The organism is Pseudomonas sp. D1-1 (genome assembly GCF_051132225.1).
Classification (GTDB): domain Bacteria; phylum Pseudomonadota; class Gammaproteobacteria; order Pseudomonadales; family Pseudomonadaceae; genus Aquipseudomonas.
This window is the reverse complement of sequence record NZ_CP071676.1, coordinates 3,331,708-3,354,076: the sequence shown is the minus strand read 5'-3', so window position 1 is coordinate 3,354,076 and position 22,369 is coordinate 3,331,708. Positions and strand designations below refer to the sequence as shown.

18 protein-coding genes are annotated in these 22,369 nt (G+C 60.2%); 10 read left to right on the top strand and 8 right to left on the bottom strand.

The features are described 5' to 3' along the window. Positions 1 to 242: 242 nt before the first annotated feature. Positions 243 to 2,237 carry a methyl-accepting chemotaxis protein gene (locus tag J3P86_RS15015; protein WP_305500631.1) on the bottom strand — a complete coding sequence of 665 codons (1,995 nt, stop codon included), beginning with the start codon at positions 2,235 to 2,237 and terminating at the stop codon, positions 243 to 245. Positions 2,238 to 2,483: 246 nt separating this feature from the next. Between J3P86_RS15015 and J3P86_RS15010 the strand changes: the two genes are divergently transcribed. Further along, positions 2,484 to 2,672, top strand: a complete 189-nt coding sequence (locus J3P86_RS15010; RefSeq protein WP_186631798.1) for a hypothetical protein — start codon at positions 2,484 to 2,486, stop codon at positions 2,670 to 2,672. Positions 2,673 to 2,679: 7 nt separating this feature from the next. Here J3P86_RS15010 and J3P86_RS15005 read toward each other — a convergent pair whose 3' ends face one another. Beyond that, positions 2,680 to 3,060, bottom strand: a complete 381-nt coding sequence (locus tag J3P86_RS15005) for a fe2+ zn2+ uptake regulation protein (protein WP_434697551.1) — start codon at positions 3,058 to 3,060, stop codon at positions 2,680 to 2,682. A 214-nt stretch (positions 3,061 to 3,274) separates the two neighbouring features. Between J3P86_RS15005 and pvdQ the strand changes: the two genes are divergently transcribed. Continuing rightward, entirely contained in the window at positions 3,275 to 5,623 is a 2,349-nt protein-coding gene (pvdQ, locus tag J3P86_RS15000) for a bifunctional acylase PvdQ (RefSeq protein WP_434698312.1), read from the top strand. A 49-nt stretch (positions 5,624 to 5,672) separates the two neighbouring features. Here pvdQ and J3P86_RS14995 read toward each other — a convergent pair whose 3' ends face one another. Continuing rightward, positions 5,673 to 6,674 carry a FecR family protein gene (locus J3P86_RS14995; protein ID WP_434698311.1) on the bottom strand — a complete coding sequence of 334 codons (1,002 nt, stop codon included), beginning with the start codon at positions 6,672 to 6,674 and terminating at the stop codon, positions 5,673 to 5,675. A gap of 179 nt (positions 6,675 to 6,853) precedes the next feature. Then, entirely contained in the window at positions 6,854 to 11,653 is a 4,800-nt protein-coding gene (locus J3P86_RS14990) for a dermonecrotic toxin domain-containing protein (RefSeq protein ID WP_434698310.1), read from the bottom strand. 226 nt (positions 11,654 to 11,879) lie between these two features. Between J3P86_RS14990 and J3P86_RS14985 the strand changes: the two genes are divergently transcribed. Next, positions 11,880 to 12,911 carry an Ldh family oxidoreductase gene (locus J3P86_RS14985; RefSeq protein WP_434698309.1) on the top strand — a complete coding sequence of 344 codons (1,032 nt, stop codon included), beginning with the start codon at positions 11,880 to 11,882 and terminating at the stop codon, positions 12,909 to 12,911. Between the two features lie 17 nt (positions 12,912 to 12,928). Here the strand turns inward: J3P86_RS14985 and J3P86_RS14980 are convergent, their stop codons facing one another. After that, complete coding sequence (locus tag J3P86_RS14980) at positions 12,929 to 13,246, bottom strand: DUF883 family protein (RefSeq protein ID WP_434573816.1); 318 nt, start codon at positions 13,244 to 13,246, stop codon at positions 12,929 to 12,931. A gap of 161 nt (positions 13,247 to 13,407) precedes the next feature. Here J3P86_RS14980 and J3P86_RS14975 point away from each other — a divergent pair, with 161 nt between their 5' ends. Then, complete coding sequence (locus J3P86_RS14975) at positions 13,408 to 13,662, top strand: hypothetical protein (RefSeq protein WP_003181187.1); 255 nt, start codon at positions 13,408 to 13,410, stop codon at positions 13,660 to 13,662. Positions 13,663 to 13,664: 2 nt separating this feature from the next. Here J3P86_RS14975 and J3P86_RS14970 read toward each other — a convergent pair whose 3' ends face one another. After that, positions 13,665 to 14,573, bottom strand: coding sequence for a LysR family transcriptional regulator (locus tag J3P86_RS14970; RefSeq protein WP_434698308.1), 909 nt, complete (start codon positions 14,571 to 14,573; stop codon positions 13,665 to 13,667). A gap of 84 nt (positions 14,574 to 14,657) precedes the next feature. Between J3P86_RS14970 and J3P86_RS14965 the strand changes: the two genes are divergently transcribed. Both J3P86_RS14965 and J3P86_RS14960 read left to right on the top strand, forming a co-directional pair. Further along, a complete protein-coding gene (locus J3P86_RS14965; RefSeq protein WP_434630549.1) occupies positions 14,658 to 15,581 on the top strand; it encodes a carbon-nitrogen hydrolase family protein in 924 nt (307 codons plus the stop codon). Positions 15,582 to 15,744: 163 nt separating this feature from the next. Further along, on the top strand, positions 15,745 to 16,164 hold the full coding sequence (locus J3P86_RS14960) for a hypothetical protein (protein WP_434630552.1): 420 nt from the start codon (positions 15,745 to 15,747) through the stop codon (positions 16,162 to 16,164). 500 nt (positions 16,165 to 16,664) lie between these two features. Here J3P86_RS14960 and J3P86_RS14955 read toward each other — a convergent pair whose 3' ends face one another. Beyond that, positions 16,665 to 17,135: an LEA type 2 family protein gene (locus tag J3P86_RS14955; RefSeq protein ID WP_434630555.1), complete on the bottom strand. Its 471-nt coding sequence runs from the start codon at positions 17,133 to 17,135 to the stop codon at positions 16,665 to 16,667. A gap of 248 nt (positions 17,136 to 17,383) precedes the next feature. Between J3P86_RS14955 and J3P86_RS14950 the strand changes: the two genes are divergently transcribed. From J3P86_RS14950 to J3P86_RS14935, 4 genes are all read left to right on the top strand, one after another. Continuing rightward, positions 17,384 to 18,100 (top strand): helix-turn-helix transcriptional regulator, encoded by a 717-nt coding sequence (locus J3P86_RS14950; RefSeq protein WP_434657394.1) that lies wholly within the window; start codon positions 17,384 to 17,386, stop codon positions 18,098 to 18,100. A gap of 52 nt (positions 18,101 to 18,152) precedes the next feature. Then, positions 18,153 to 18,494, top strand: coding sequence for a nuclear transport factor 2 family protein (locus tag J3P86_RS14945; protein ID WP_434573825.1), 342 nt, complete (start codon positions 18,153 to 18,155; stop codon positions 18,492 to 18,494). Between the two features lie 178 nt (positions 18,495 to 18,672). Beyond that, positions 18,673 to 19,794 carry a cell division protein ZapE gene (zapE, locus tag J3P86_RS14940; protein ID WP_434698307.1) on the top strand — a complete coding sequence of 374 codons (1,122 nt, stop codon included), beginning with the start codon at positions 18,673 to 18,675 and terminating at the stop codon, positions 19,792 to 19,794. 53 nt (positions 19,795 to 19,847) lie between these two features. After that, positions 19,848 to 20,342, top strand: a complete 495-nt coding sequence (locus J3P86_RS14935; protein ID WP_434573829.1) for a GNAT family N-acetyltransferase — start codon at positions 19,848 to 19,850, stop codon at positions 20,340 to 20,342. A 212-nt stretch (positions 20,343 to 20,554) separates the two neighbouring features. Here the strand turns inward: J3P86_RS14935 and J3P86_RS14930 are convergent, their stop codons facing one another. Beyond that, on the bottom strand, positions 20,555 to 22,294 hold the full coding sequence (locus J3P86_RS14930) for a phosphoethanolamine transferase CptA (RefSeq protein ID WP_434630566.1): 1,740 nt from the start codon (positions 22,292 to 22,294) through the stop codon (positions 20,555 to 20,557). Between the last annotated feature and the right edge of the window lie 75 nt (positions 22,295 to 22,369).

The window sequence follows — 22,369 nt, the reverse complement described above, 5'->3', positions numbered from 1 at the left end:
GGGAGTGGTCTCGTAGCGAACAGTTTGGAAGGAGGATAACAGACTAGCGGCGAGCGGCTGACACGAGGCTGAGGCGCGGATTACAGATTTGTCAGCTTTGCCAAAGCAGGTGGCCGGGGGGATGCCGGTGCCTTTTGTGGGAGCGAGCTTGCTCGCGATGGCGGAGGGTCAGCTACGATAATGCTGGTTATGCCGCCGCTATCGCGAGCAAGCTCGCTCCCACAGTTATTGGTGAATGCCTCTTAGCGAACCTTGAACCGCCCCATGATCGCATTCACCCGGCTGTTGGCTTCCAGCAGCTGGCGGGTGTTGTTCTGGCTGGCCAGGCCGCTTTCCACCAGTTCCTCGACCATATGGCGGATCTGCACCATGCTGCGGTTGATTTCCTCGGTCACTGCGCTCTGCTGTTCGGCGGCGGTGGCGATCTGGGTGCTCAGGCTGTTGATCTGGCTGACGGAGCCGGCCATTTCATCCAGGCCCGAGTTGACCCGGGACGTGGCGTCGGCCGCCGATTGGCAACTGGCCTGGGTGTTTTCCATGGCGGCGACCGACGAGGTCACGCCCTGGGTCAGGCGGGTCAGCATTTCATTGATTTCCGAGGTGCTGGCCTGGGTGCGGGCGGCGAGGGCGCGGACTTCGTCGGCGACCACCGCGAAGCCACGGCCCTGCTCGCCGGCCCGGGCCGCTTCGATGGCGGCATTGAGGGCCAACAGGTTGGTCTGCCCGGCGATGGCGCCGATCACGCCGAGAATTTCGGTGATGCGTTGCGCGTCCTGCTGCATGTCTTCGACTTTGCGCGTGGCGCTGGCGACCTCATCGATCAGCGCCACGACGCTGTTGGACGCTTCACCGACCACGACCCGCGAACGATCGGCATGCTCATTGGCGCGCTGGGTGAACGCTGCCGTTTCGGCGGCGTTTTGCGCCACGCTTTCAGCGGTGGAGCTCATCTCGGTGATGGCTGTCACGGTCTGGTCGGTTTCCGAGGCGTGGCGCATCAGGATTTCGCTGGTATGGGCCGAACTCCGCTGCAGGCTGTCCAGGCCCGAGGCCATGGCGCCGGTGGCCTGGGTGACTTCGCCGATCATGTCTTGCAGATAGGCGATGAACCGGTTGACCGAATGGCCAATGGCGCCCAGTTCGTCTTCGGCACGGATGGTGATGCGTCGGGTCAGGTCGGCATCGCCAGTGGACAGCGCGTCGATATTGCCTTTGAGGACCTTCATGCGGTGGGTCAGTTGGCGGATGGCGTACAACTGCATCAGCACCAACAGGATCACCAGCGGAATCTGCAGCAGGCTCAGCGTGCTCAACACGTCGTCACGCTGGGCGGTGATCAGGCGGGTCGGCAGGGCAGTGGCGAGGAACCATGGGGAGCCTTCGATGGGGCGCATGAAAAACGTGCTGGCCTCACCCTTGTTGTCGAACTCGAGCCGTTGCAACGGCTGGTCACGGTTGGCCAGGCCTGCCTTGACCTGAGCGGCGAACGGCGAGGTAGCCGCCAGCTCGCTGATGTTCTTCAGCACGATCGGCCCGCTGATACGCGAGCTGTTGCTGATGATCTTGCCGTCGGCTTCGACGATCAGCATCTCGGCGCTCAGTTCCGCTTCCTTGCGCGCGATCAAATCGTTGAAAAAGCCCAGGGTCACGTCAATGGTGGAAACGCCGTAAGGCGCGCCGTTCTTCTGGATCGCCATGGCGCAGTTGGTCCGTGGCTCGGCGCTGGCGTCGTCCTTGTAGGCGGCGGCCCAGGCGCATTTGCCGGGAGGGGTGGCCATGCCGCCCTTGTGCCACGGTTGTTCGAAATAGTTCGGCGCAGCGTCGCTGTTCCAGAAGGTGTTGACCGCCAGTTTGCCGGATGCGTCGCGGTGCCAGAACGTGCTGAACTTGCTGCGACCCTCGGCGCGCTGGTTGGGCAGTGGCCAGATCCCGCCGCCGAACACCTTCAATTCGCCGTATTGATCCACCAGGCCAGGCAATACCTTGTCGATGGCGTCGCTGTCGAGCAGCGGGATGGTCTGGGTGATGCTCCGCTGCTGCGCCTGCACCTTGTTCAGCTCGCCCTGGATCTGTTCCGCGACCTCTTCGATGCGGTTCAGCGCTACTTGTTCCTCGGTCTGGCGCAGCTTTGGCGCGACCAGATAGCTGATACCGACCACCGTCAGGATGGACAGCACCAGGATGAACAGAACCAGGAACAGCGTATAGCGGGCTTGAATGGTGCGGAATGCGGGCATGTAGAGATTCCTTGCACGATGGCGGCTTTCTAGAGACAAGTGGAACGGACGTACTTGTCTTTATCGGCCTATCGCCAGCGGTCTTGAACTCCATGGCGCACTTTGTTGGTTCAGGACCCGTCGTAACTGCGCCAAAAACGCTCCGACGGCTGTACCATGGGCATCCGTTTGCGGCCTCGCCATCGCACTGGGCACGAGCCTGGCAGGCGCGCGGAAACAGCACGAATACATTCAGGAAATTGGCAAATGACTCATTCGCAACGTTTGAAATACTCGATCCTGGTGGTCCTCGTTGTCCTGGCAATCATGCTCGGGCTGTCATGGATGCAAGGTAAAGGCATGATCAGCGAGCAGCTGTTTCAATACATTGCTATTGCCGTGGCGGTCATCGTGGTGGTGATCAACGGGGTGATGAGGCGCAAGGTCAAGCCTTGAGCCCCGGCTACTGCTTGGCGTTGAGCACGGCCACCGCACTCGGGTGCAAGCTGTAGCTTTTATCCGGATGGAGGCTGACGACCCCCTCGCTGCACAGGCGCTTGAGCACCTCGCGTACACTGAGGAAGGACAACGGAATGTCCAGCCCCAGCAACTGGCTATGCACGCCCCGCACCCCCAGTTGCCGATTCTCTTCGGCGGCCTTGAGCAGCGCATCGATCACCTTGAGGCGGATCAGGCTCGTTCGCAGCCCGTAACTCTTGAGCAGACGCCTGATGTGTTCATTGCCGCCGCGTTCCGTTGGCTTGGCGAAAACGTTATTGGTGGTGCTCATTGACACACGTGCCGATCCTGGCTTGCCCTCCATGGGCATCGGTGCGTTATGCATGTAAAGACTCCTTAACAGCCTGATCAGAAAAGGTCATGAAATGCTCTCTTCTATAAGACGAACGAGGAGGGCGAATCATGAAGGGGGCGATGTGAAAAAAATGCCTGAAATCAGCAAAGCCCCGCAGTCAGGCGGCTGTCTGCGGTTAAATTTTTTTCATCCGGTTCGTTCCCAAGGGAGGCGTATTGGTTTTCGATCAGGAGTGAGCGTGAGAATGTCCGGGCAGTTATCGAGGTTTTGCCTTGCGGGTGCGTTGCTGGGGATGGCCCTGGGTGTCAGTACCGTTGTCAGCGCGCGAGGAGAGGTGGAGCAGGCCACCGCCGAGATTCGCCGCACCAGTTTTGGCGTGCCGCACATACGCGCCCAGGATGAGCGTGGATTGGGCTACGGCATCGGGTACGCGTATGCGCAGGATAATCTTTGCCTGCTGGCCAATGAGATCGTGACGGTCAACGGCCAGCGCTCGCGTTACTTCGGCCCCGAACAGGTCACCCTGGAGCAGCGGTCCAACCGGGCCAGCGACCTGTTCTTCAGCTGGCTCAACACGCCTCAGGCCGTATCCGGTTTCTGGCAGGCCCAGACGCCCCAGGTGCAGCAACTGGTCGAAGGCTACGTGGCCGGTTACAACCGCGCACTGGCCGAGCGCAAGGCACAGGGCTTGCCCGCACAGTGCGCCAGCGAATGGGTGCGGCCAATCACGGCGCTGGACCTGGTCAAGCTGACCCGGCGCCTGTTGGTGGAAGGTGGCGTCGGCCAGTTCGCCGAGGCCGTGGCGGGCGCGCAGCCGCCCAAGGCGACCACACAGGCCGACACCTCGATGTCCGGCTTCGAGGTCGCCGCGACCCGCCAGCAGCGCTTCGCCCTCGACCGCGGCAGCAACGCCGTGGCAATCGGCAGCGAACGTTCGTTCAACGGTCGCGGCATGTTACTCGCCAATCCCCATTTCCCCTGGGTGGGCGGCATGCGCTTTTATCAGATGCACCTGACCATTCCCGGCAAGCTGGATGTCATGGGCGCCGCGTTGCCCGGCTTGCCGATGATCAATATCGGTTTCAGCCAGCACCTGGCCTGGACCCATACCGTCGACACCTCCAAGCATTTCACCCTGTACCGCTTGCAGCTCGACCCGAAGGACCCGACCCGCTATCTGCTGGACGGCAAGTCAGTGCCGATGAGCCAACAGGTGGTCACGGTGGACGTCAAGCAGGCCGGCGGGCAGGTCAAGCCGGTTTCGCGGGTGGTGTACGGCTCGCAATTCGGGCCGGTTGTGCAATGGCCTGGCAAGCTGGACTGGGACAACCGCTTCGCCTACAGCCTGCGGGACGCGAACCTGGAGAACGATCGCGTGCTGGCGCAGTGGTACGCCATGAATCAGGCCGTCACGCTCAAGGATCTGCAGGCGTCGGTCCAGCGGATCCACGGAATTCCCTGGGTCAATACTCTGGCGGTGGACGACCAGGGACAAAGTCTCTACATGAACGTTTCGGTGGTGCCCAACGTTGACGCGGCCAAGCTGGCGCGGTGCAGTGATCCGAGGGCCGGGCTGAAACTGATCGTGCTGGATGGCTCGCGCAGCGAATGCAACTGGAGCGTGGACCCCAAGGCCGCGCAAAAGGGCATCTATGCCGCCGACAAACTGCCGCAGTTGTCGCGTCGTGATTACGTGCAGAACTCCAACGATTCGGCCTGGATGGTCAATCCCGCTCAGCCCTTGTCCGGTTATTCGCCACTGATCAGCCAGCAGGACCAACCGCTGGGGTTGCGCGCACGTTTCGCGCTGGATCGACTGGGCCAGTTTGGCAAAGACGGGCCGGTGCAAGTGGATGAGTTGCAGCGCATGGTCATGGACGACCAGGTTTACCTGGCGGAACAGTTGATGCCGGACCTGCTGGCCTTCTGCGCCGGGGACCTGAAGGCTGATGCCGCCGCTCTGACTGAAGTATGCACCCGCCTGAAGGCCTGGGATCGCACGGCGAGCCTGGACAGCGGCGTCGGCTTCGTGCATTTCCAGCAGATCATGAAAACGCTGCAAGCCGTGCCTGATACCTGGCGCGTCGCGTTCGATCCGAACGATCCGCAACACACTCCGCGGGGCCTGGCAATCGAGCGGCCTGCGGTGGCCGAGGCGCTGCGCCAGGCCATGCTGGCTTCACGGGAGTCGGTGAAATCGGCGGGGCTGTCAGCGGACAGCCGCTGGCGGGACGTCCAGGTTGCCAGCCAGGGCGGTCGGCAGACGCCGATCCACGGCGGCCCGGCGGAGCTGGGAATCTATAACGCGATCCAGAGTGTGCCGGGGGCGAACGGCAAGCGGGAAGTGGTCAGCGGCACCAGCTATCTGCAAGTGGTGACATTCGATGGCAGCGGCCCGCAGGCCCAGGGACTGCTGGCGTTTTCCATTTCCAGTGACCCGGCCTCGCCTTACTCGGCGGACCAGACCCAGGCATTCTCGAAGCGGCAGTGGAGCACGCTGCCCTTTACCGAGCAGCAGATCAAGGCCGATCCGAACTACCAGGCCAAGGTCATCCGCGAGCGTGATGAGGCGGGCAGGGTCGCGACGCAGTAAGGCAGCTTTGTCGTGAAGAAAAGCCGCGACCCGAATGGGCGCGGCTTTTTTAATGTTTGGCCGGATGATGACCGATGGAATTGAGGACCAGGTTGCCGTCCTGGTTCTGGGTCAGATAGATCGGCAGGACCTTGGGCAGCGAGGGCACGAGGTTCTTCACTTCGTTGAGGTTGTAGATGCCGCCGACACGCAGGGTGCCGGTAGCATGGTCGGCCAGCATGACGGGACGTTCGAGGTAGCGATTGATCAATGGCAGTGCGTCGGAAAGGGCCAGGTCATTCAGCACCAGCTTGCCGTTGCGCCAGGCCAGGGAGCTGTCGCCGGGTTCGATCTCGCGTACCTGCGGCTGGTAGTCGCCCGCCTTGTAGCTTGCCTGCATTCCCGGTGACAGTTGCGAGCCGCCCGCAGTGGCGTTCATGTTGCTGGTCACCCATACCGAGCCTTCCACCAATGTGACCCGAACCTGGTCCTGATACATCCACACGTTGAAACGGGTGCCTGTCACACGCACCTGGCCCTGGCCCGCCCGAACGACGAAAGGATGCCGGGTGTCGTGACTGACATCGAAGAACGCCTCGCCTTTTTTCAGCGTGACCCGACGCTCATGCTTGTAGTTGGCGAACACCAGTTCGCTGCCAAGGTTGAGCTCCACCTGGCTGCCATCGCCCAGCGTGACATGACGTACGCTCGCGCCGGCTTCCAGGCGCTGGTACGAGTCAGGTAGCCACCCCATGTTCCAACCGGTAATCGCGGCCAAGGGCAAGCCCAGCGCGATCACCGCGGCGGCGACAGCCAGACGGCTCCAGCGCGGCCGTGGCCGCCGGGCTGGCAGGGTCGGCGCGGATTCGACACGCGGCAGATGCTCGGCCACGCCCCAGATTTCCAGCATGGCCTGGTATTCGAAAGCGTGCAGAGGGTCGGCGTCATGCCATTGCTTGAACGCCAATCGGTCGGCATCGGTGCAGTCATCAGCGTGCAAACGCATGCACCAATGCGCGGCCGCATCGCTGATGGCGTCGTATTCGGCTTCCGAGAGTATTCGTTCGGTCATTGGCTGTTCCTGGTTTGCCGCATTCTAACCTTCGACGGCAGCTGCCGAGAACAACCGACATGGCGATTAAGCATCAAATACCCTTGTTTTTCATGTGATAAAGCCGGGCGTTGCCCCGTATGGCCGTACCGTCGCACAAACGGCGTGAAAAAAAGATCAAACGCGTTCCAGCGATGATGCTATGGCGTAGCCACCGGAGGCGGATCCAATTGTCGCCCCAGCTCACAAATGAGCAGCGCTATAGAGTCGGCATTTTTAAACATGACGTCGATCCGTCGATCCGCTGAGTTCAGGTCCAGAAATGCGTCGCGGGCTTGCTCCAGATTTGCACTGCTGGTGATTTGCAGGATTTTTCTGACGGTATCTTTGTGCTTGGGCAGGAGGTCGAGGCTCTTGAACGAGTGGGTTGCACGGTCCCAATCCGTGAACAGGCGAGCGCGCGGCGTGGTCCACGAAAAACCGTTGAGTTGCAGGTCCTTTTGTTCATCGGCTTTTTTTTGTGCCAGTTGAGTCACTGTTGAAATGAGGTCGTGGAATGGTAAGTAGGCGCCCAGGTAGACGATATCCAGTGTGTCGCACAGCAGATGGGACAGTTCATGAATGAAGGTTGAGCCTTGGGCGTGCGCGTCGACATTGAATGTATCGGGCACGGCACTGTTGTACCAATGCGGCACCATGGCGAAAAACTCTTGGGTGAGATAAATCCTGCCGCCCTTGCCGGCCTCGAATACGAAGGCACTCGCATCATAGTTGGCGCTTTTGGCGATGCCGATAACGATGCGACTGCCGTTTTTATGAAGCCACAACGGATCCGCCAGCGTCTGGCAGATCGGGGCGATGGCGGTGTGTATTTTTTCTACAAGGCGCGCGTCGATCACCCTGACGCCGAGAAAAGTCGTCAGGAAGGTGTCCAGTCGGGACCCGGCAGGCATGCCGCCTTTGACCTGCTCAAGATTTTGCAGCGCGTTGCGGGAGTAATGCCGTGCCGTTTCCAGGGCTTGCTCGATCATGTTCGCGCGGGAGGGGGACATCCGGCGTATCTGCTTCATACCCCGTGCTTCAATATTGATGACTTCCTTCGCGTTGAAGTCGCTATGCATATCAGTCAAGGTTGACATCACTTTTCCGTAGCGAATGTGCCGCGAGTCTGGATCGATCAACCACTGCCCGGACTCAGACGAGCGCTTGAGCACTGGCCCCTCGGCGTGGCCATGGGTGATGCGCCAGTCATGGGCAGCTTTTGCTACCTGAAAGACTTTGCCGAACACCGGTGCGTAGTGCTTGCCGGACGCCAGGGCTTCGTAGGTTCCATCGAACGGGTGTTTCTTGAGGTCGGCCAGGCTGACCTTGAGGGCTTCGAATGGCTGCAGGTCTGTACGCGCTGCGCTGGTCAGGTGCTGCCAGTGAGATGCTTTTACCGCGGGGCGAGGCAGGGCGGCGGGACCCACCGGATCGAGCAGGCCGAAGGTATCGTCCCGATTGAGCCAGCCCAGGGAGACCATTTCCGCTGCGCCACAGATGAAATCATGCAAGCCTGCCCCCCAATTGCCCTGCTGGAAATCCTCGGAAGACGCCTTGAAATCCTCATAGGCATCTTTGAGAGTCTCGATCAACGCCAGTTTGCCAGGCAGTTCCCGGCCAAGGGCCTTGATGCCGGTACTGAACAAATGCACCACGGTTTGCCAGTCGAACTGGCGCGTGCCATCGGTGTGGGTTTTCAGCATGCCTGCCAGTAATGAGGTGTTGTCGTTGAACAACGTACCGAGCAGGTTGGCAATCGGGTTCGAAGCCAGGGTTATCTCCGAGAGTTTTCCTGCCGTGGACGCGAACAGATTTCGGAACGTGGCTTGCTGGCTTTCGGGGAGCCGGTGAATCAGCATGTCCTGAAGCACCCCTGGCGCATTGACTGCAGCGATGACCTTCGTTTCGTTCTCGAACTCGGTGAAAACATTCCCTTCGTGGTAAGGGGAATACAGGATATGCGGGGCTTTTGCATCGACACTCGACCCGATCAGATAGAGCCCGGTAGCCTTGACGGCTTCGGCGCCTTGCGTCTTGATCAGTTCCATCGGGCGGATGATTGCCTCGGCCCCGTCTGCTTCCAGCCGGGCGATGCTGTCCGGCATATCGAACACTTGGCTGATCAAGCTGAAGGCAAACGGAGAGAGATTCTGTTGCAAATATCTGGCGTGGGCGTGTTGCAGCAGTTGCCAGGGTAGTTGTTGATAAAATCGACTTTTCCTTTGCTCTATGCCCTCTGCGCTGTCGGACAGCTTGTCCAGCACATGCGCCCTGTAGCGGGTTGACGTACCCAACGACAGCAACATTTGCCTGAGAGCGGCTTCGTTCAAGTGGTTGGGTAGTTTTTGCGAGAGCATCGACGAAATCGTGAAGCCGGGTCGCTGGCGACTGTCGAGATGATTCAGGGCGAAATCGGTCAGGCTGCTTGCCGGGCCTGCCAGCGCAAGATGGGGCGAAATCAGCAGTGTGGCAGGGTCAAGGCCCGTATCGGGAAAACGTGTTTCCAACAGCGCCTTCAAGGTTCTGTCGACGTAGTTACGTAGAGGTTCTATGCCGTCCAGGTAGTCTTTGTCCTCGGTTACGCTGTTTCGATATTGTTCAAGCAGTTCGATGTGCTGTCGTTGGTCCTCGAGCGAGGCGGCACCCAACCAGGCGGGAAGCTTTTGCTGGAACCGGTAGGCATGGGCGATGCGCTCGGCAACTGGCAGGTTGGTAGCGGCGCCCTTGTCCAACAGTGCTTTCAGGCTTTCGAGCATTGCCGGTTCGGTCAGTCGCCAGTCACCTATCTGTAATGCACGCAAATACGCGTGTTCGGCCGCAAAGTGTTCGCTGAACGAAGTCATCCGATTCATCAGCACATTGCCTTCGATCAGTTCAAATGCCTCGAGCTGGTAGCGGGCATGGGGATTCCGTTGCGCGGGCGTGAGATTGGTCAGCACATCGAAACGCGACCGGGCGTTGGACAGGTATTGATTCAACTGTTGGCTGGCAAGGGCGACGGACGGAAAAACCTTGAGTCCGCATGTGGGGAGCCACAGGATTGCCATGCCGGAAAAAGGCGTATCCAGCCCGCCACGCTCGGTCAGCAGGAAGCAACTGGCTGGAGAAACGGCGGTCGTGGCGCCTTCCGTTGTGCAGGTCAACTTCAGCGAATATACGTCCGGGCGGAAACCTTTGACGCTGGGGCGTTGTTCGCGGTCGGGGTAGTTTGCGTCGAAGGCAAACACGCTGTTGATGAGCTTGTGGGCGTCGGTCGACAGCGTCCCGTTGAGCTGCCGCAGCTCAGCCTCCTCCCGGATGCCCAGGGAAAAAGTGCTGCATAGCTTGGGAAGCAGCTTCCTCAGCTCGCTGTCGAGGAGCTCCGATTCGCTTGAATGGGGTAACTCAGTGAACTCGCTATCGAAAGCTTTTTGCACACTGTCATAGGTCTTGAGCTTTCTGTGCAGCACATCGGCGATGAAATTGGAGGGGCGCAGGTTTCCATAAAACGCAGCGCGCGCGCCCCAGTGTCCGTCGACCTTCTGGTCGAGCAGGCCGTTGTCGATCAGGGTGCGTATATCGAGCGCCTTGTCCAGCAGCGCATGGATATCGACCTCGCCCTGGCGGGACATTTCCAGTGCGAAATGAATATTGTCCAGCTGTTTGGCAATGATCGCCTGGCCCAGGGACTCGGCTACGGGCAAGCTCACCTCCTTGCCGGAGACCTGCGGAGCGTCGAAGCGCAGAAGACGGTTGCGTTCCTCAAGGCTCAGCAGTCTATAAAGGGCGTCCATTTGCGGGGCCGCGGTGGGCGGGCCCAGCAACGTATCCCTGAAGCCCAGATGATGGTCAACTTGCTGAATGCCTTTGCCAGGGGTGTAAAGGTAGTGCCCATTCGCGCTGATCATCAACGAGCCCGCCAGTTCGACGCTATGGGTTTCATGTTCCCAGAGGCGAATCGTTTCGATGAACATCAGCCTCTCGTCGTGGCGAGATGGCCGGAACAGACGATGCAGCTCGCTGCTTTGTGCTTCTGTCAGTTGGCCTTTTTCGCCTTCGATAACGATCGCTGACCGTAGCTTGTCGTCGATGACACGGGACAGAAACTGTCGCCGTGAAATGTTCAGGGGACTCGCAGCGTCCCAGTAGGCCTCGAGGCGATCAGTGAGGTGGCGCACCAGATTCCTTGCGGTGAGCTTTACCATGGTCTGCCAGTGCAAGGCGTTTGCGGGCGATTCCTCGGTGGAGGGGTGAGTGAAAGCCGCCTCGTATCCGTCAGGCCAGCCTTGATGATGGAAGTAGATCAGCACTGCATCACTCAGTGGCATGTTCCGGGTCCACTGCTGTAACGGGACGTCCGCGCCCTTGATGAGACTGAGCGAGACGCGTGCCTGCTTATGATCGAAGTTGTCCAACAGCTCCTGCAATACCTGGTCAAGCATCGCTGCCAACGACGGAACTTGGAGCAACTCATGCACCATTGCCTGGGCGTTGAGTTCCTGGGCATTGCTGATCGATGCCAATCGTGTCTCGAGCGGATCTCCGTAGACTGTTCGGCGGGTTTTCTGAAAGGATGCGCCATAGAGTTCGTTGCGCTGGGAGAGCGAAAGGAGGCAAAACAGCTCATCCCGTTCCAGCGGTGTCGCCAGCATTTCATCAAGCCTGTGCTCGAGGGTCTCCGGGCTATCGAACTTTGCGATGCCGCCGTACGGTGTATAGAGGAACGCAGGGTGATCGCCCTGCGCGCTGAGCACCAGGCAACCGGCGAGCGGGATCAAGGGTTTGCCCTGGACATCCAGGGTAATTGTTTCGATCGTCATTGCGGGTGACTGCTCGCCGCGTTGCGTGTAGTTGGGCAGGGCAGCGTGATGCAGCCAGTCAAGATCTGCCTGGGTCAACCCGTGGGGCGCGGTCAATTCATTCAGGCGCCGGGCTTTGAATATTTCAGGAAATAGCAGGGGCGGGTTTGCACTAGTCATCGTTGCTTCTCGATCAGGCGCCTCAAGGCGATACGGCCATCAGTGAGGGGCCAGAGTAGGCAACGAGGAACGGGCGAAGGTGGTACATAGTTACCGCACGCAAGCTGCAGGCCTGTCGGACCATGGCGCGGGCGTTGCACGGTTGACATGGCGGCCGTGAAGCGGTAATCAGCGAGCTCGCCTCTTCACGCTGTTGCTACCTCCAATAATCATTCTGGAGCTTCAGATGCCCGCGCTACCCGATCCTGCCGGTCCTTGCACATTGTCCTATGAAGCGTTGGTGAGTTTGCTGGAGCAGATTTTCCTGCGCCATGGCACCTCGATCGATGTCGCCCGCACCCTGGCCGAGAACTGCGCCGGCGCCGAACGCGATGGCGCCCACAGCCATGGGGTGTTTCGCATGCCCGGGTATGTTTCGACGTTGAACAGCGGCTGGGTCAACGGCCAGGCCGTGCCGATCGTCGAGGATGTTGCGTCCGGGTTCGTCCGGGTCGATGCCTGCAACGGCTTTGCCCAGCCCGCCCTGGCCGCCGCCCGCCCATTGCTGGTGGACAAGGCTCGCAGCGCCGGTATCGCGGTGCTGGCGATACGCAACTCTCACCACTTCGCCGCGCTGTGGCCGGATGTCGAGCCGTTCGCCTATGAAGGCCTGGTGGCCTTGAGCGTGGTCAACAGCATGACCTGTGTGGTGCCCCATGGCGCGGATCGGCCATTGTTCGGTACCAATCCCATTGCTTTCGCCGCCCCACGCAACGGCGGCGAGCCGATTGTTTTCGACCTCGCTACCAGCGCCATCGCCCATGGTGACGTGCAGATTGCCGCGCGCAAAGGTGAGCGATTGCCTCCCGGCATGGGGGTGGACAGTCTCGGTCAGCCGACCTGTGATCCGAAGGCGATTCTGGAGGGCGGCGCGCTACTGCCGTTTGGCGGTCACAAAGGGTCGGCCTTGTCGATGATGGTGGAACTGCTGGCGGCCGCGCTGACGGGGGGCAACTTTTCGTTCGAGTTCGACTGGCACAACCATCCCGGAGCCAAGACTCCCTGGACCGGACAGTTGTTGATCGTGATCGATCCGAGCAAGGCCGCCGGCCAGGATTTCGCTTCACGCAGCGAAGAATTGGTCAGGCAGATGCACGGTGTCGGATTGCGTCGGTTGCCAGGGGATCGCCGACACCGTGAGCGCAGCAAGTCCATCGAACAGGGGATTGTGCTGGACGAGCAGACGCTGGGCCAACTGCGCGAGTTGGCGGGGCTATAGGCTTTTTTGGCTGGGGCTTAACGGCGTCCCAGCAACAAGCCCACCACGAGCCCGAAACCCGCGGAAATCGCTACGGTCTGCCAGGGATGGCCGCCGATATAGGCTTGCGTGGCATCAACCATCGGGCGCGTGCGCTCCCGTGCGCTGGCGACCGAATCCAGGGCTTGGCGCAGTTTCTGTGAAATCTGCTCGCGCAGGTTCTCCGCGTCCTCGCCAACCAGGGCGGCACCGCTCTTGAGCAGCTTCTCCGACTCTTCAATCAATGCTTTCAGTTCGCTGAAGGCTTGATCCTTGATTTGCTCTCCGTTCGCTTGCGCGGCGCTTGTGCGAGCCATTGAAGTACTCCTTGAGGTTGATGGCAGTGAACAATGGAGTGTTGCGCTTGGGCAAAAGTTGCAGCAGTTGGCATGGCCCAGGGCCGCTGGCAAAAATCATGGTTAAGACGTTTCTGTGCAAGGTGTAAGATGGCGCCTATTTACGCAACAGGAAATTCCCCATGAGTTTCAATCTGGCTGACAAGCCCCTGGCCGAGCGTGCGGCGCTGGAAGATGAAAAATCCCGACTTTTCGAGCTGTGGCAAAACAATCTGGGCAAGGCCAAGGGTGACGCTGCGCGGTTGTTTGGCGAACGCTCCAAGCGCAAGGGCAAATGGGCCGAGTGGGTGCGCGCCGAGCTGGACGGCATGTCGCCTCCGGAGTACGCCAATATGGTGCGCAGTGAGGTCAATCGACTGATGGCCGCGAACAAATAACCTCAGTTGAAGGTCGCGACAATGGCCTCGCGCACTTTCTCCACGGCCGGATCCCGCTGCGCATGGGTCCGCCACCCTAGCTCGATCGGGTAGCGCGGCAACGCCAGCGGGCAGGGCAACAGCGACAGGCCGCTGAGCGCCGCAATGGCCGTGGCGGCATGGTCCGGAATGGTCGCCACGGCCTGGCTGCCCTTGAGCAGGAACGGCAGCGCGGCGAAGTGAGTGGTCGAGGCGCTCACCCGTCGGCGCAGGTCGAGTGCGGCCAGTCCTTCATCAGTGATGCCGATGAAACCGCCCGATGAAACCAGCAGATGCTCGCGCGCCACGAACGCTTCCAGGCTCAGGCCCTGCTGGTCCTCCGTCAGGCTGGCAGGGTCCACCAGGCAGGCGTAGCCGCCTTCGCCGAGGACTTGGCGACTGAGCAGCCGCTCGGTAAATCCTCCCGCTGTAATCGCCACGTCCAGGCTGCGCTCCATCAAGGCGCGACCGACGATCTGGCTGTGGGTCTGGCGAAAGATCAAGCGCAGGCCCGGCGCTCTTCGCGCAACTTCCTCGATCAATCGCCGGCCATAGGCAATTTCAAAATCATCCGACAGCCCGACGATGACTGAGCGGCCCTCGTAGTGGCTGGCGCCCGGATCGATCATCGCCAGGCTCTGGCGGCATTTGTCCAACGCTTCGCTGATCACCGGTTTCAGTTGGTTGGCCCGCAATGTCGGCGCCAGGCCGCGGCCGGTGCGCACGAACAACTGATCGTCGTACACGCTTCGCAGCCTGCGCAGCGCCGCGCTGATGGCCGATTGAGTGACGCCCAGGCGCAGGGCGGCGCGGCTTGCACTGGATTCGTCGTGCAGGGCTTCGAAGGTCTTCAGCAGGTTCAGGTCTACATCGGCGATATTCATGTGCTTCATATCTTTTAGCAGCGGGCAGGGCTTTATTCATGATCCGTCGGCGCCTGAGAATCAGCAACACTTGAAATCACGGAGTTGAAGACCATGCCCAAATCCATTGTGGCTGCCTTGCAGATCGGCTCGCTGCCAGGCGGCAAAGGCGAAACCCTCGCGCAGATTCTTTCCTACGAAGACGCTATTCGTGAGGCCGGTGCACGCCTGGTGGTCATGCCCGAGGCGCTGTTGGGCGGCTATCCCAAGGGCGAGACATTTGGCACCCAGCTCGGCTATCGGCTACCGGAAGGGCGCGAAGCGTTTGCCCGCTACTTTGCCAACGCCATCGACGTGCCCGGTGCGGAAACCGAGGCGCTGGCGGGTCTTTCGGCGCGAACCGGGGCAAGCCTGGTGTTGGGCGTCATCGAGCGCGCCGGCAATACGCTGTACTGCACCGCGCTGTACTTTGAACCGGACGCCGGCCTGGTCGCCAGGCATCGCAAACTGATGCCCACCGGCACTGAGCGGCTGATCTGGGGCAAGGGTGACGGTTCGACGTTACCGGTGATCGACAGCCAGGTTGGGCGCGTGGGCGCGGCGGTGTGCTGGGAAAACATGATGCCGCTGCTGCGCACCGCGATGTATGCCAAGGGCGTGGACGTCTGGTGCGCGCCGACGGTGGATGAGCGGGAAATGTGGCAGGTGAGCATGCGGCATATCGCTCATGAAGGGCGTTGCTTCGTGGTCAGTGCCTGCCAGGTCCAGGCCTCGCCGGCAGAGCTGGGTATCGAGGTGGCGAACTGGCCGGCGGAGCGGCCGTTGATCGCGGGCGGCAGCGTGATTGTCGGACCCATGGGCGACGTGCTGGCCGGGCCGTTGAGGGGCTCCGTCGGATTGCTGACTGCTGAAATCGATACCGATGAGCTGGTGCGGGCGCGTTACGACTATGACGTGGTCGGGCACTACGCCCGGCCCGATGTATTCGAGCTGGTGGTGGATGAGCGCGCCAGGCCGGGTGTGCGGTTTACTGCATGATTCACCAGGAAGGCTGCACCTTATTGCGAAAACCAGCTAGATAAAAAATTACTGATAAAAAGATATAAGCACCTGTCATTTCTTACAGGTGCGTAAGATTTTGTTTGTATCTAATCTGTAGTTGCATTAACGGAAAATCTCAACTTTAGAAAAGGATGACAAAATGAACAGTTTAAAAACGGGCGTGATCATCAGTACTGTACTGGCATCATTGGGCGCAAGCGTTTATGCTCAAGCGGCGTCCGACAGCAAATGTTACGTTGTGTATTCGTCAAAGTATAAAGAACCGGCAAAAATTACGCCTGTGGTAAAAAAACCGGTGGAAAAAGGAGTGGTGGGCAAGGAGTACATATTAGATGCCAGTAGCTCTATTACACCGAGTGGGAAGAAAGGGTACAAGTGGGCCGTGGGCACAGGGGGGTACGAGTTCGCTGGGCCAACCGATCAAGCAACAGTCAAAATCAAGTCAGACAGAAAAGAAGGGGTGGATGCGGTTTACAGTCTTACAGTAAGCGACCCAGACTGCCCAGATTCACCGGCAGGCACGCTGGGCGCGGAGGTATTTACGATTGAGAAAGGATAAGGTTAGAGGTTAATTTCCCTCCCCATAGTGGGTCTTGGGAACCTCCGGAAAAATGACATTCTGGAGAAGGTATTGAACGGGGGTCGGGTAATTCCTGACCTCTTTTTTATAAAGGGTTTTTCAGGCCGTAACTTAGATATGACAGCACAAAAAATTGTCTTGTCGTCTTAGCTTAACAAGCGCAGATTATTGCGCTTGTTCGAACGGTTGAGTTGGTTGGAGTGACCAGGTGGTGCACCTAAAAACCAATGGTTCAGACGATTCTGCGCACAAGTGCAAGAAGCGCCTATTTACGCAACTCTAAATTCACCATAAGTTCAATCTGGCTGGCAGGACCCTGTCGAGTGCGAGTGCTGAAAGGTAAAGTCTCGACTCTTCGAGCTGTGACAGGCCAACCTGTAAGACCAAGGATTACGTGGTCGGGCACTATGCCCGGCCCGATGTATTCGGGCTGGTGGTGGATGAGCGAGCCAGGCCGGTTGTGCGTTTCATTGCATGATTCACCAGGCGGCTGCGGAATTCGGTAGATCAAGGGTTCCGCGATCGACGAAGCGCAGGGTGCCGAACAAGCCGCCGGCGAGTTTGCCCTTGAGCACGTAGGGCAGGTTGTCCAGGCTCTGGGTCTGGCTCAGGCCCAGGGTCTGGCGGATCACTGAAAACGCCGAGATGCTCACCGGTATGCTCAGGATTCCTTCGGAAAAGCGTGGGATCGAGCCGCTCTGGTCACTGACGCCGGTCGCCAACGTGCGGCCGTTGACTTGCAGATCCAATGCCGCACCGCTGTAGTCGATGGCGGTTTCGTTCGGGTTCTGCAAGCGCAGTTTCACCGCGAAGCGCATCTCCAGACCCTCGCTGGGCAGTGGCTCGATACCGACCACGTTGATATTCAGCGGGTCGCGGTGCGGGAAGAGGGCGCAGGCGCTCAGGCTGAGCAGTATCAGGATGAGGGGCAAACGGAAGATTCTGCGCATGGAAATGCTCTCTCGCGTTAGAAACGTGTAGGTACCATAACTCATGGCATATCCGGAAACCGGCAATCCTGTGGCGAGGGGATTTATCCCCGTTCGGTTGCGTAGCGACCGCAAAAATGACGTGGGCGCTGCGCGCCCAGCGGGGATAAATCCCCTCGCCACAATGTCCAGGTCACTGCTTTCTCTACTGACAGTTTCTGACACCAGCCTCTGCTAATCTGCTTCATCTTTTCCCTGGATCCGCCATCGTGTCGCGAACCACTCGGCTGCTGACCTTGTTGCAAGTCTTGCGGGGCAAGCGCTGCCCGGTTACCGCCGCGACGCTGGCGGCCGAGCTGAAGGTGTCCGAGCGCACGCTTTATCGCGATATAGCCGAACTGACTGCCCTGGGCGCGCCGATCCAGGGCGAGGCGGGCATAGGTTATGTGCTGCGCAGCGGCCTGTTCCTTCCGCCGCTGATGTTCACCGCCGATGAAATCGAGGCCATCGTGCTGGGCTTGCGCTACGTCGACCAGCGTGGCGATGAGGTTCTGGGCAAGGCCGCCGCCGACGCTTTGGCAAAGGTCGAGGCGGTGTTGGCCCCTGGTTTGCGCGATGCCTTGCACAACCCCACGGTATTGCCCGGCCCACCGGGTTACGGTTATCCGCAGAACGCCGTCGAGCTGAATGTCTACCGCCAGGCCATTCGCACTCAAGCCAAATTGCACATCGATTACGCCGACGTCAACAAGACCCCCAGCCAGCGGTTGATCTGGCCGCTGGCCCTGGGCTTTTTCAATGAGGCGCGGGTGGTGGTGGCCTGGTGCGAACTACGCGGTGCCTATCGGACGTTTCGTACCGACCGGATTGCCTCAGCCAGCGTCCAGGGCGAGCGCTACCCCGGCAGGCGCAGCGACTTGCTGCGAGCCTGGTTGGCGCTGATGAATCTCGATGAGGCGGGGCGTTTTACTCCTGACAAAAACTGACACAGCGCTGTTCTAGGATGGCTCCGGATCGATACAACAAGGAGCCCCTGACATGTCCAATCCCGTCTCTTCCCTGGCCCCGGCCATCGCCGGCTACATCGCTGCCGCGAATGCTCGCGACAGCTCGGCGGTGACGCGTTTCTTCGCCGAGGATGCCAATGTGTTCGATGAAGGCAACCACCGGGTCGGCACCCAGGCCATCGCCCAGTGGATGGAAGATACCGCGCGCCGTTACCAACCGCGGGTCGAAGTCCTCAACGTGCAGCAACGCACCGGAAAGGTGCTGGTCCATAACCTGATCTCCGGAACCTTTCCCGGCAGTCCACTGGAGTTGCGCTACACCTTCCGGCTCGATGAGCAGGGGAAGATCAGTCGGCTGGATATTTCCGCCTGACCGGGGAGCGCTGTTGTGGCGAGGGGATTTATCCCCGTTGGGCTGCGCAGCTGCCCCAATTTTGATCGGTCGCTGCGCAACCGAGCGGGGATAAATCCCCTCGCCACAGTTTCGTCCAGGTTTTCTCAATCAACAGGCATGGCATACTCCAGACCTTCGCCTTCCGGACCCGGGTCGCATGACTTTCACTTCCCCCTTGAGCGCCTGGCAGCATGCCATCGAACACCACGGCTTCGTCCAGGACGAAGCCCAGGAGCTGGCAATCATGGCATTGGAGCAGTGCCATCAGGCGCTGCACGAAGGCCGCAAGGCAATCAAGGGTGTTTACCTGTGGGGACCGGTCGGGCGGGGCAAGACGTGGCTCATGGATCGCTTTTATGAAAGCCTCGAGGTTCCGGCCCGTCGCCAGCATTTCCATCATTTCATGGCCTGGGTGCATCAGCGCTCGTTCCAGCTCACCGGCACGCCAGATCCGTTGCAGGCCCTGGCTCGAGAGCTGAGCCGAGAGGTGCGGGTGTTGTGCTTCGACGAGTTGTTCGTGACCGACATCGGCGATGCGATCATCCTCGGCCGCCTGTTCCAGGTGATGTTCGAGCTGGGCATGGTGGTGGTCAGCACGTCCAACCTGCCGCCGGATGAGCTGTACGCCAGCGGTCACAACCGTGAGCGCTTCCTGCCGACCATAACGGCCATCAAGCAGTACATGCAGGTCGTGCCGGTGAATGGCTGGCAGGATCATCGCCAGCACCCGGGCGCCTTGCAGCAGCGTTATTGGCTGCGTGACCCGGCCCAGCCTGATCCGTTGGCGGAGGTTTTCGCCCAGTTGAGCGCCGGGCAGAAAACCCGCAACCAGGCGCTCGAGGTCGGCCATCGCCAGATCGTTCCGGTCCAGGCCAGCGATACAGTGCTGTGGAGCCGTTACCCCGATCTTTGCGAGCAACCATTCTCGGCGCTTGATTTCATGGCGCTGTGTGATCGTTTCAAGGCCATTCTTCTCAGTGACGTACCCTGCCTGAGCGCCGAACAACGCGAAGGGCGTATTGCCCGAGGCACCGAAGACGGGGTCGAGCGGGTCGAGGCCGGTGATCGCGAGCTGCCGCAGCTGTCGATTCATGACGACGGCGTACGGCGTTTCATTGCTTTGGTCGACGAATGTTATGACCGCAAAGTGCCGTTGTACCTGTCGGCCCAGGTGCCGATGGACCAGTTGTACACGCAGGGCTATCTGCAATTCCCGTTTCGCCGTACTCTCAGTCGCCTTCAGGAAATGCAACTGCAACGTTTTGGTCAGCCCGCCTGACCCGACCCTGCCGACGCCAAGCCGTCGGCCTTATCGAAACGAGATGGAAGATCATGGAAGAAGCCAAGGATATCCTTGTACTGCAAGCCAGCTACACCAACCCGGTCCACGCTGAAGCGATCTGCCATGTGCTCAACGGTTATGCCGAGGATCCGATGGGCGGTGGGCATTCGCTGCCGGCCGAGGTGTTGGCCCATCTGCCTGAAGAGCTGGCCAAGCGTTCCCACGCTTTCAGTGTGCTGGCGTTCGTCAATGGCGAGCCGGCGGGGTTGGTCAACTGTTTCGAGGGGTTTTCGACCTTCGCTTGCCGGCCTTTGGTGAATGTCCACGATGTAGCCGTAATGCCGGCGTTTCGTGGGCTTGGCCTGAGCCAGAAGATGCTGCAGAAAGTCGAAGACATCGCCCGCCAGCGCGGGTGCTGCAAGATCACCCTGGAAGTGCTGGAAGGCAACGCCGTGGCCCAGGCCAGTTATGCCAAGTTCGGCTTTGCCGCCGGCATGTTCGACCCGGCCCACGGGCGCATGCTGTTCTGGATCAAGCCCCTCTAGGGGCGTCATGAGGTTCACTTAAGAACCCGTGGCGAGGGAGCTTGCTCCCGCTGGGCCGCGAAGCGGCCCCAAAACCAGCCAAATGCAGAGCATCAGACACACCGTACCCGCCGGTTTACGGCTGCTTCGCAGCCGAGCGGGAGCAAGCTCCCTCGCCACGGGACTACCTCAAGTGAACCGCATTACTCCAGATGCGGGCTGTGGCTTTTCGACTACTTTTGTACGACCTGGCCCGCGGGGCCCTTGGGCTGCATCAGGCTGAAATCGATCAGCCCCTTGCGCTGGTCCTGGTAGGGGTTGCCGATCAACAGCGGCCGCGACTTGAAGTCATCGCTGACCAGGCTCTTGCTGCGATCGAGCTCATCAAAGCTCAAGCCCGCCATGTCCGCCCAGGTGTGAATCAGGTGCGAGCTGCTGTAGGGCCGCGACAGGTCGCCAGCGAAATTCCAGTCATGGGTTTCGCGCCACTTCGGCGAAGCCCACGCCATGAACGGGATGGTGTACATCGGCGCTGTCGGCTTGGCCTCGTTGCGGCCCAGGGTGCCATGGCCCGGTGAATCGAAGACGTCTTCGCCGTGGTCCGACAGATACAGCAGGAAGCCGTTGGGGTCGCTCTTGGCGTAGTCCTTGATCAGGCTGGACACCACGAAGTCGTTGTACAGCACCGCGTTGTCGTAACTGTTGTAGGTCGGCACCTGATCGTCACGCACCCCGGCAGGCACGCCCTGGCGGTCGGTGAATTTGTTGAAGGTCGGTGGATACCGGTACTGATAACTCATGTGGGTGCCGAGCAGGTGCACCACGATCAGCTTGCGCGGCGCGGTGTCGGCCAAGGCCTTGTTGAACGGCTCGATCACGTCGCCGTCGTACTGCGCGGCGTTCTGGTTGCGGTTGTTGTTCAGGTAGACCTGCTCATCGGCCTGTTGCGAAAACGTCGTGAGCATGGTGTTGCGCTTGGTCATGGTCTGCTGGTTGGTGATCCAGAACGTCTTGTAGCCGGCCTGTTTCATCATGCTCACCAGCGATGGCGTGCTGAGATAAAGGTCCGGGTTCTCCTCGTCGGCGAACGTCAGTACCTGCTGCAGGGCCTCGATGGTATAGGGGCGCGGGGTAATGACATTGTCAAAGACCGAGAGCTGGTCCTTGAGCTTGTCCAGTTCTGGCGTGGTTTCTCTCGGATAGCCGTACAGGCTCATGCGCTGGCGGTTGGTCGATTCGCCGATGACCAGCACCAGGGTGGCCGGCTCGTTGGCCATGGTGTCCTGAAGGTTGCGCAGGGGCGCAATCTTGCTGGTGCTGTGGAGCATGCCCTGCATGTTTTCCAGCTGTTCGGTGTAGCGGCGGTACGCTACCAGCATCTGCCAGGGCACCGCCGGCTCGACGCGGCTCTCGAACTTCTCGAAGCCCTTGGCCAGGCTGCCAGTGCGCAGGGTCTGCTTGGTCAGCGGGTAGCCGACCACGGCCACCATGATGACCAGCGCTGCCGCCCAGGCCTGGCTGCGTGGCAGGTAGACCGGGCGCAGGCGCGTCCAGAGGAAGTAACCGACCAGGGTATGCGCCAGGAACGCCGGCACCATCCACCAGGCGAAATACTGGGTCATGTATTCGCCAGCTTCGGACACGTTCGACTCGAACATGATGAAGATGACGCTTTGGGAAAATTCCTGCTGGTAGATGAAGAAATAGCCCAGGCTGGCCATCGAGCAAGCCCAGAGCACGATCCCGATGATCGCGGCGAGCAGGCGGGTGCGGGCAGGGAAGAGCAGCAGCGGTGCCAACCACAACGCACTCATCACGAAGGCCTGGCGAAACCCGGCGAACCCGGCGGTGCCGCTCGACAGGATCAGCAGTTGGGTGATGCCGGAAAAATACCAGAAGAACAGAAACAGCCAGCCGAACCCGGCCCAATCGAAACCTTTCGCAGTCGTTTTGCTGCGTTTGAACACACTCATCAAGCGCTCCAGCGTTCACCGACGAGACTGCCGGCACCGGACTGGTGCGCACGGGCCGTCGCCGTAACTATTTGT

Bases quoted from the DNA above. Each gene is read 5' to 3' on its own strand.
- J3P86_RS15015 (WP_305500631.1), bottom strand. From the start codon at position 2,237: ATGCCCGCATTCCGCACCATTCAAGCCCGCTATACGCTGTTCCTGGTT.
- J3P86_RS15010 (WP_186631798.1), top strand. From the start codon at position 2,484: ATGACTCATTCGCAACGTTTGAAATACTCGATCCTGGTGGTCCTCGTT.
- J3P86_RS15005 (WP_434697551.1), bottom strand. From the start codon at position 3,060: ATGCATAACGCACCGATGCCCATGGAGGGCAAGCCAGGATCGGCACGT.
- pvdQ (WP_434698312.1), top strand. From the start codon at position 3,275: ATGTCCGGGCAGTTATCGAGGTTTTGCCTTGCGGGTGCGTTGCTGGGG.
- J3P86_RS14995 (WP_434698311.1), bottom strand. From the start codon at position 6,674: ATGACCGAACGAATACTCTCGGAAGCCGAATACGACGCCATCAGCGAT.
- J3P86_RS14990 (WP_434698310.1), bottom strand. From the start codon at position 11,653: ATGACTAGTGCAAACCCGCCCCTGCTATTTCCTGAAATATTCAAAGCC.
- J3P86_RS14985 (WP_434698309.1), top strand. From the start codon at position 11,880: ATGCCCGCGCTACCCGATCCTGCCGGTCCTTGCACATTGTCCTATGAA.
- J3P86_RS14980 (WP_434573816.1), bottom strand. From the start codon at position 13,246: ATGGCTCGCACAAGCGCCGCGCAAGCGAACGGAGAGCAAATCAAGGAT.
- J3P86_RS14975 (WP_003181187.1), top strand. From the start codon at position 13,408: ATGAGTTTCAATCTGGCTGACAAGCCCCTGGCCGAGCGTGCGGCGCTG.
- J3P86_RS14970 (WP_434698308.1), bottom strand. From the start codon at position 14,573: ATGAAGCACATGAATATCGCCGATGTAGACCTGAACCTGCTGAAGACC.
- J3P86_RS14965 (WP_434630549.1), top strand. From the start codon at position 14,658: ATGCCCAAATCCATTGTGGCTGCCTTGCAGATCGGCTCGCTGCCAGGC.
- J3P86_RS14960 (WP_434630552.1), top strand. From the start codon at position 15,745: ATGAACAGTTTAAAAACGGGCGTGATCATCAGTACTGTACTGGCATCA.
- J3P86_RS14955 (WP_434630555.1), bottom strand. From the start codon at position 17,135: ATGCGCAGAATCTTCCGTTTGCCCCTCATCCTGATACTGCTCAGCCTG.
- J3P86_RS14945 (WP_434573825.1), top strand. From the start codon at position 18,153: ATGTCCAATCCCGTCTCTTCCCTGGCCCCGGCCATCGCCGGCTACATC.
- zapE (WP_434698307.1), top strand. From the start codon at position 18,673: ATGACTTTCACTTCCCCCTTGAGCGCCTGGCAGCATGCCATCGAACAC.
- J3P86_RS14935 (WP_434573829.1), top strand. From the start codon at position 19,848: ATGGAAGAAGCCAAGGATATCCTTGTACTGCAAGCCAGCTACACCAAC.
- J3P86_RS14930 (WP_434630566.1), bottom strand. From the start codon at position 22,294: ATGAGTGTGTTCAAACGCAGCAAAACGACTGCGAAAGGTTTCGATTGG.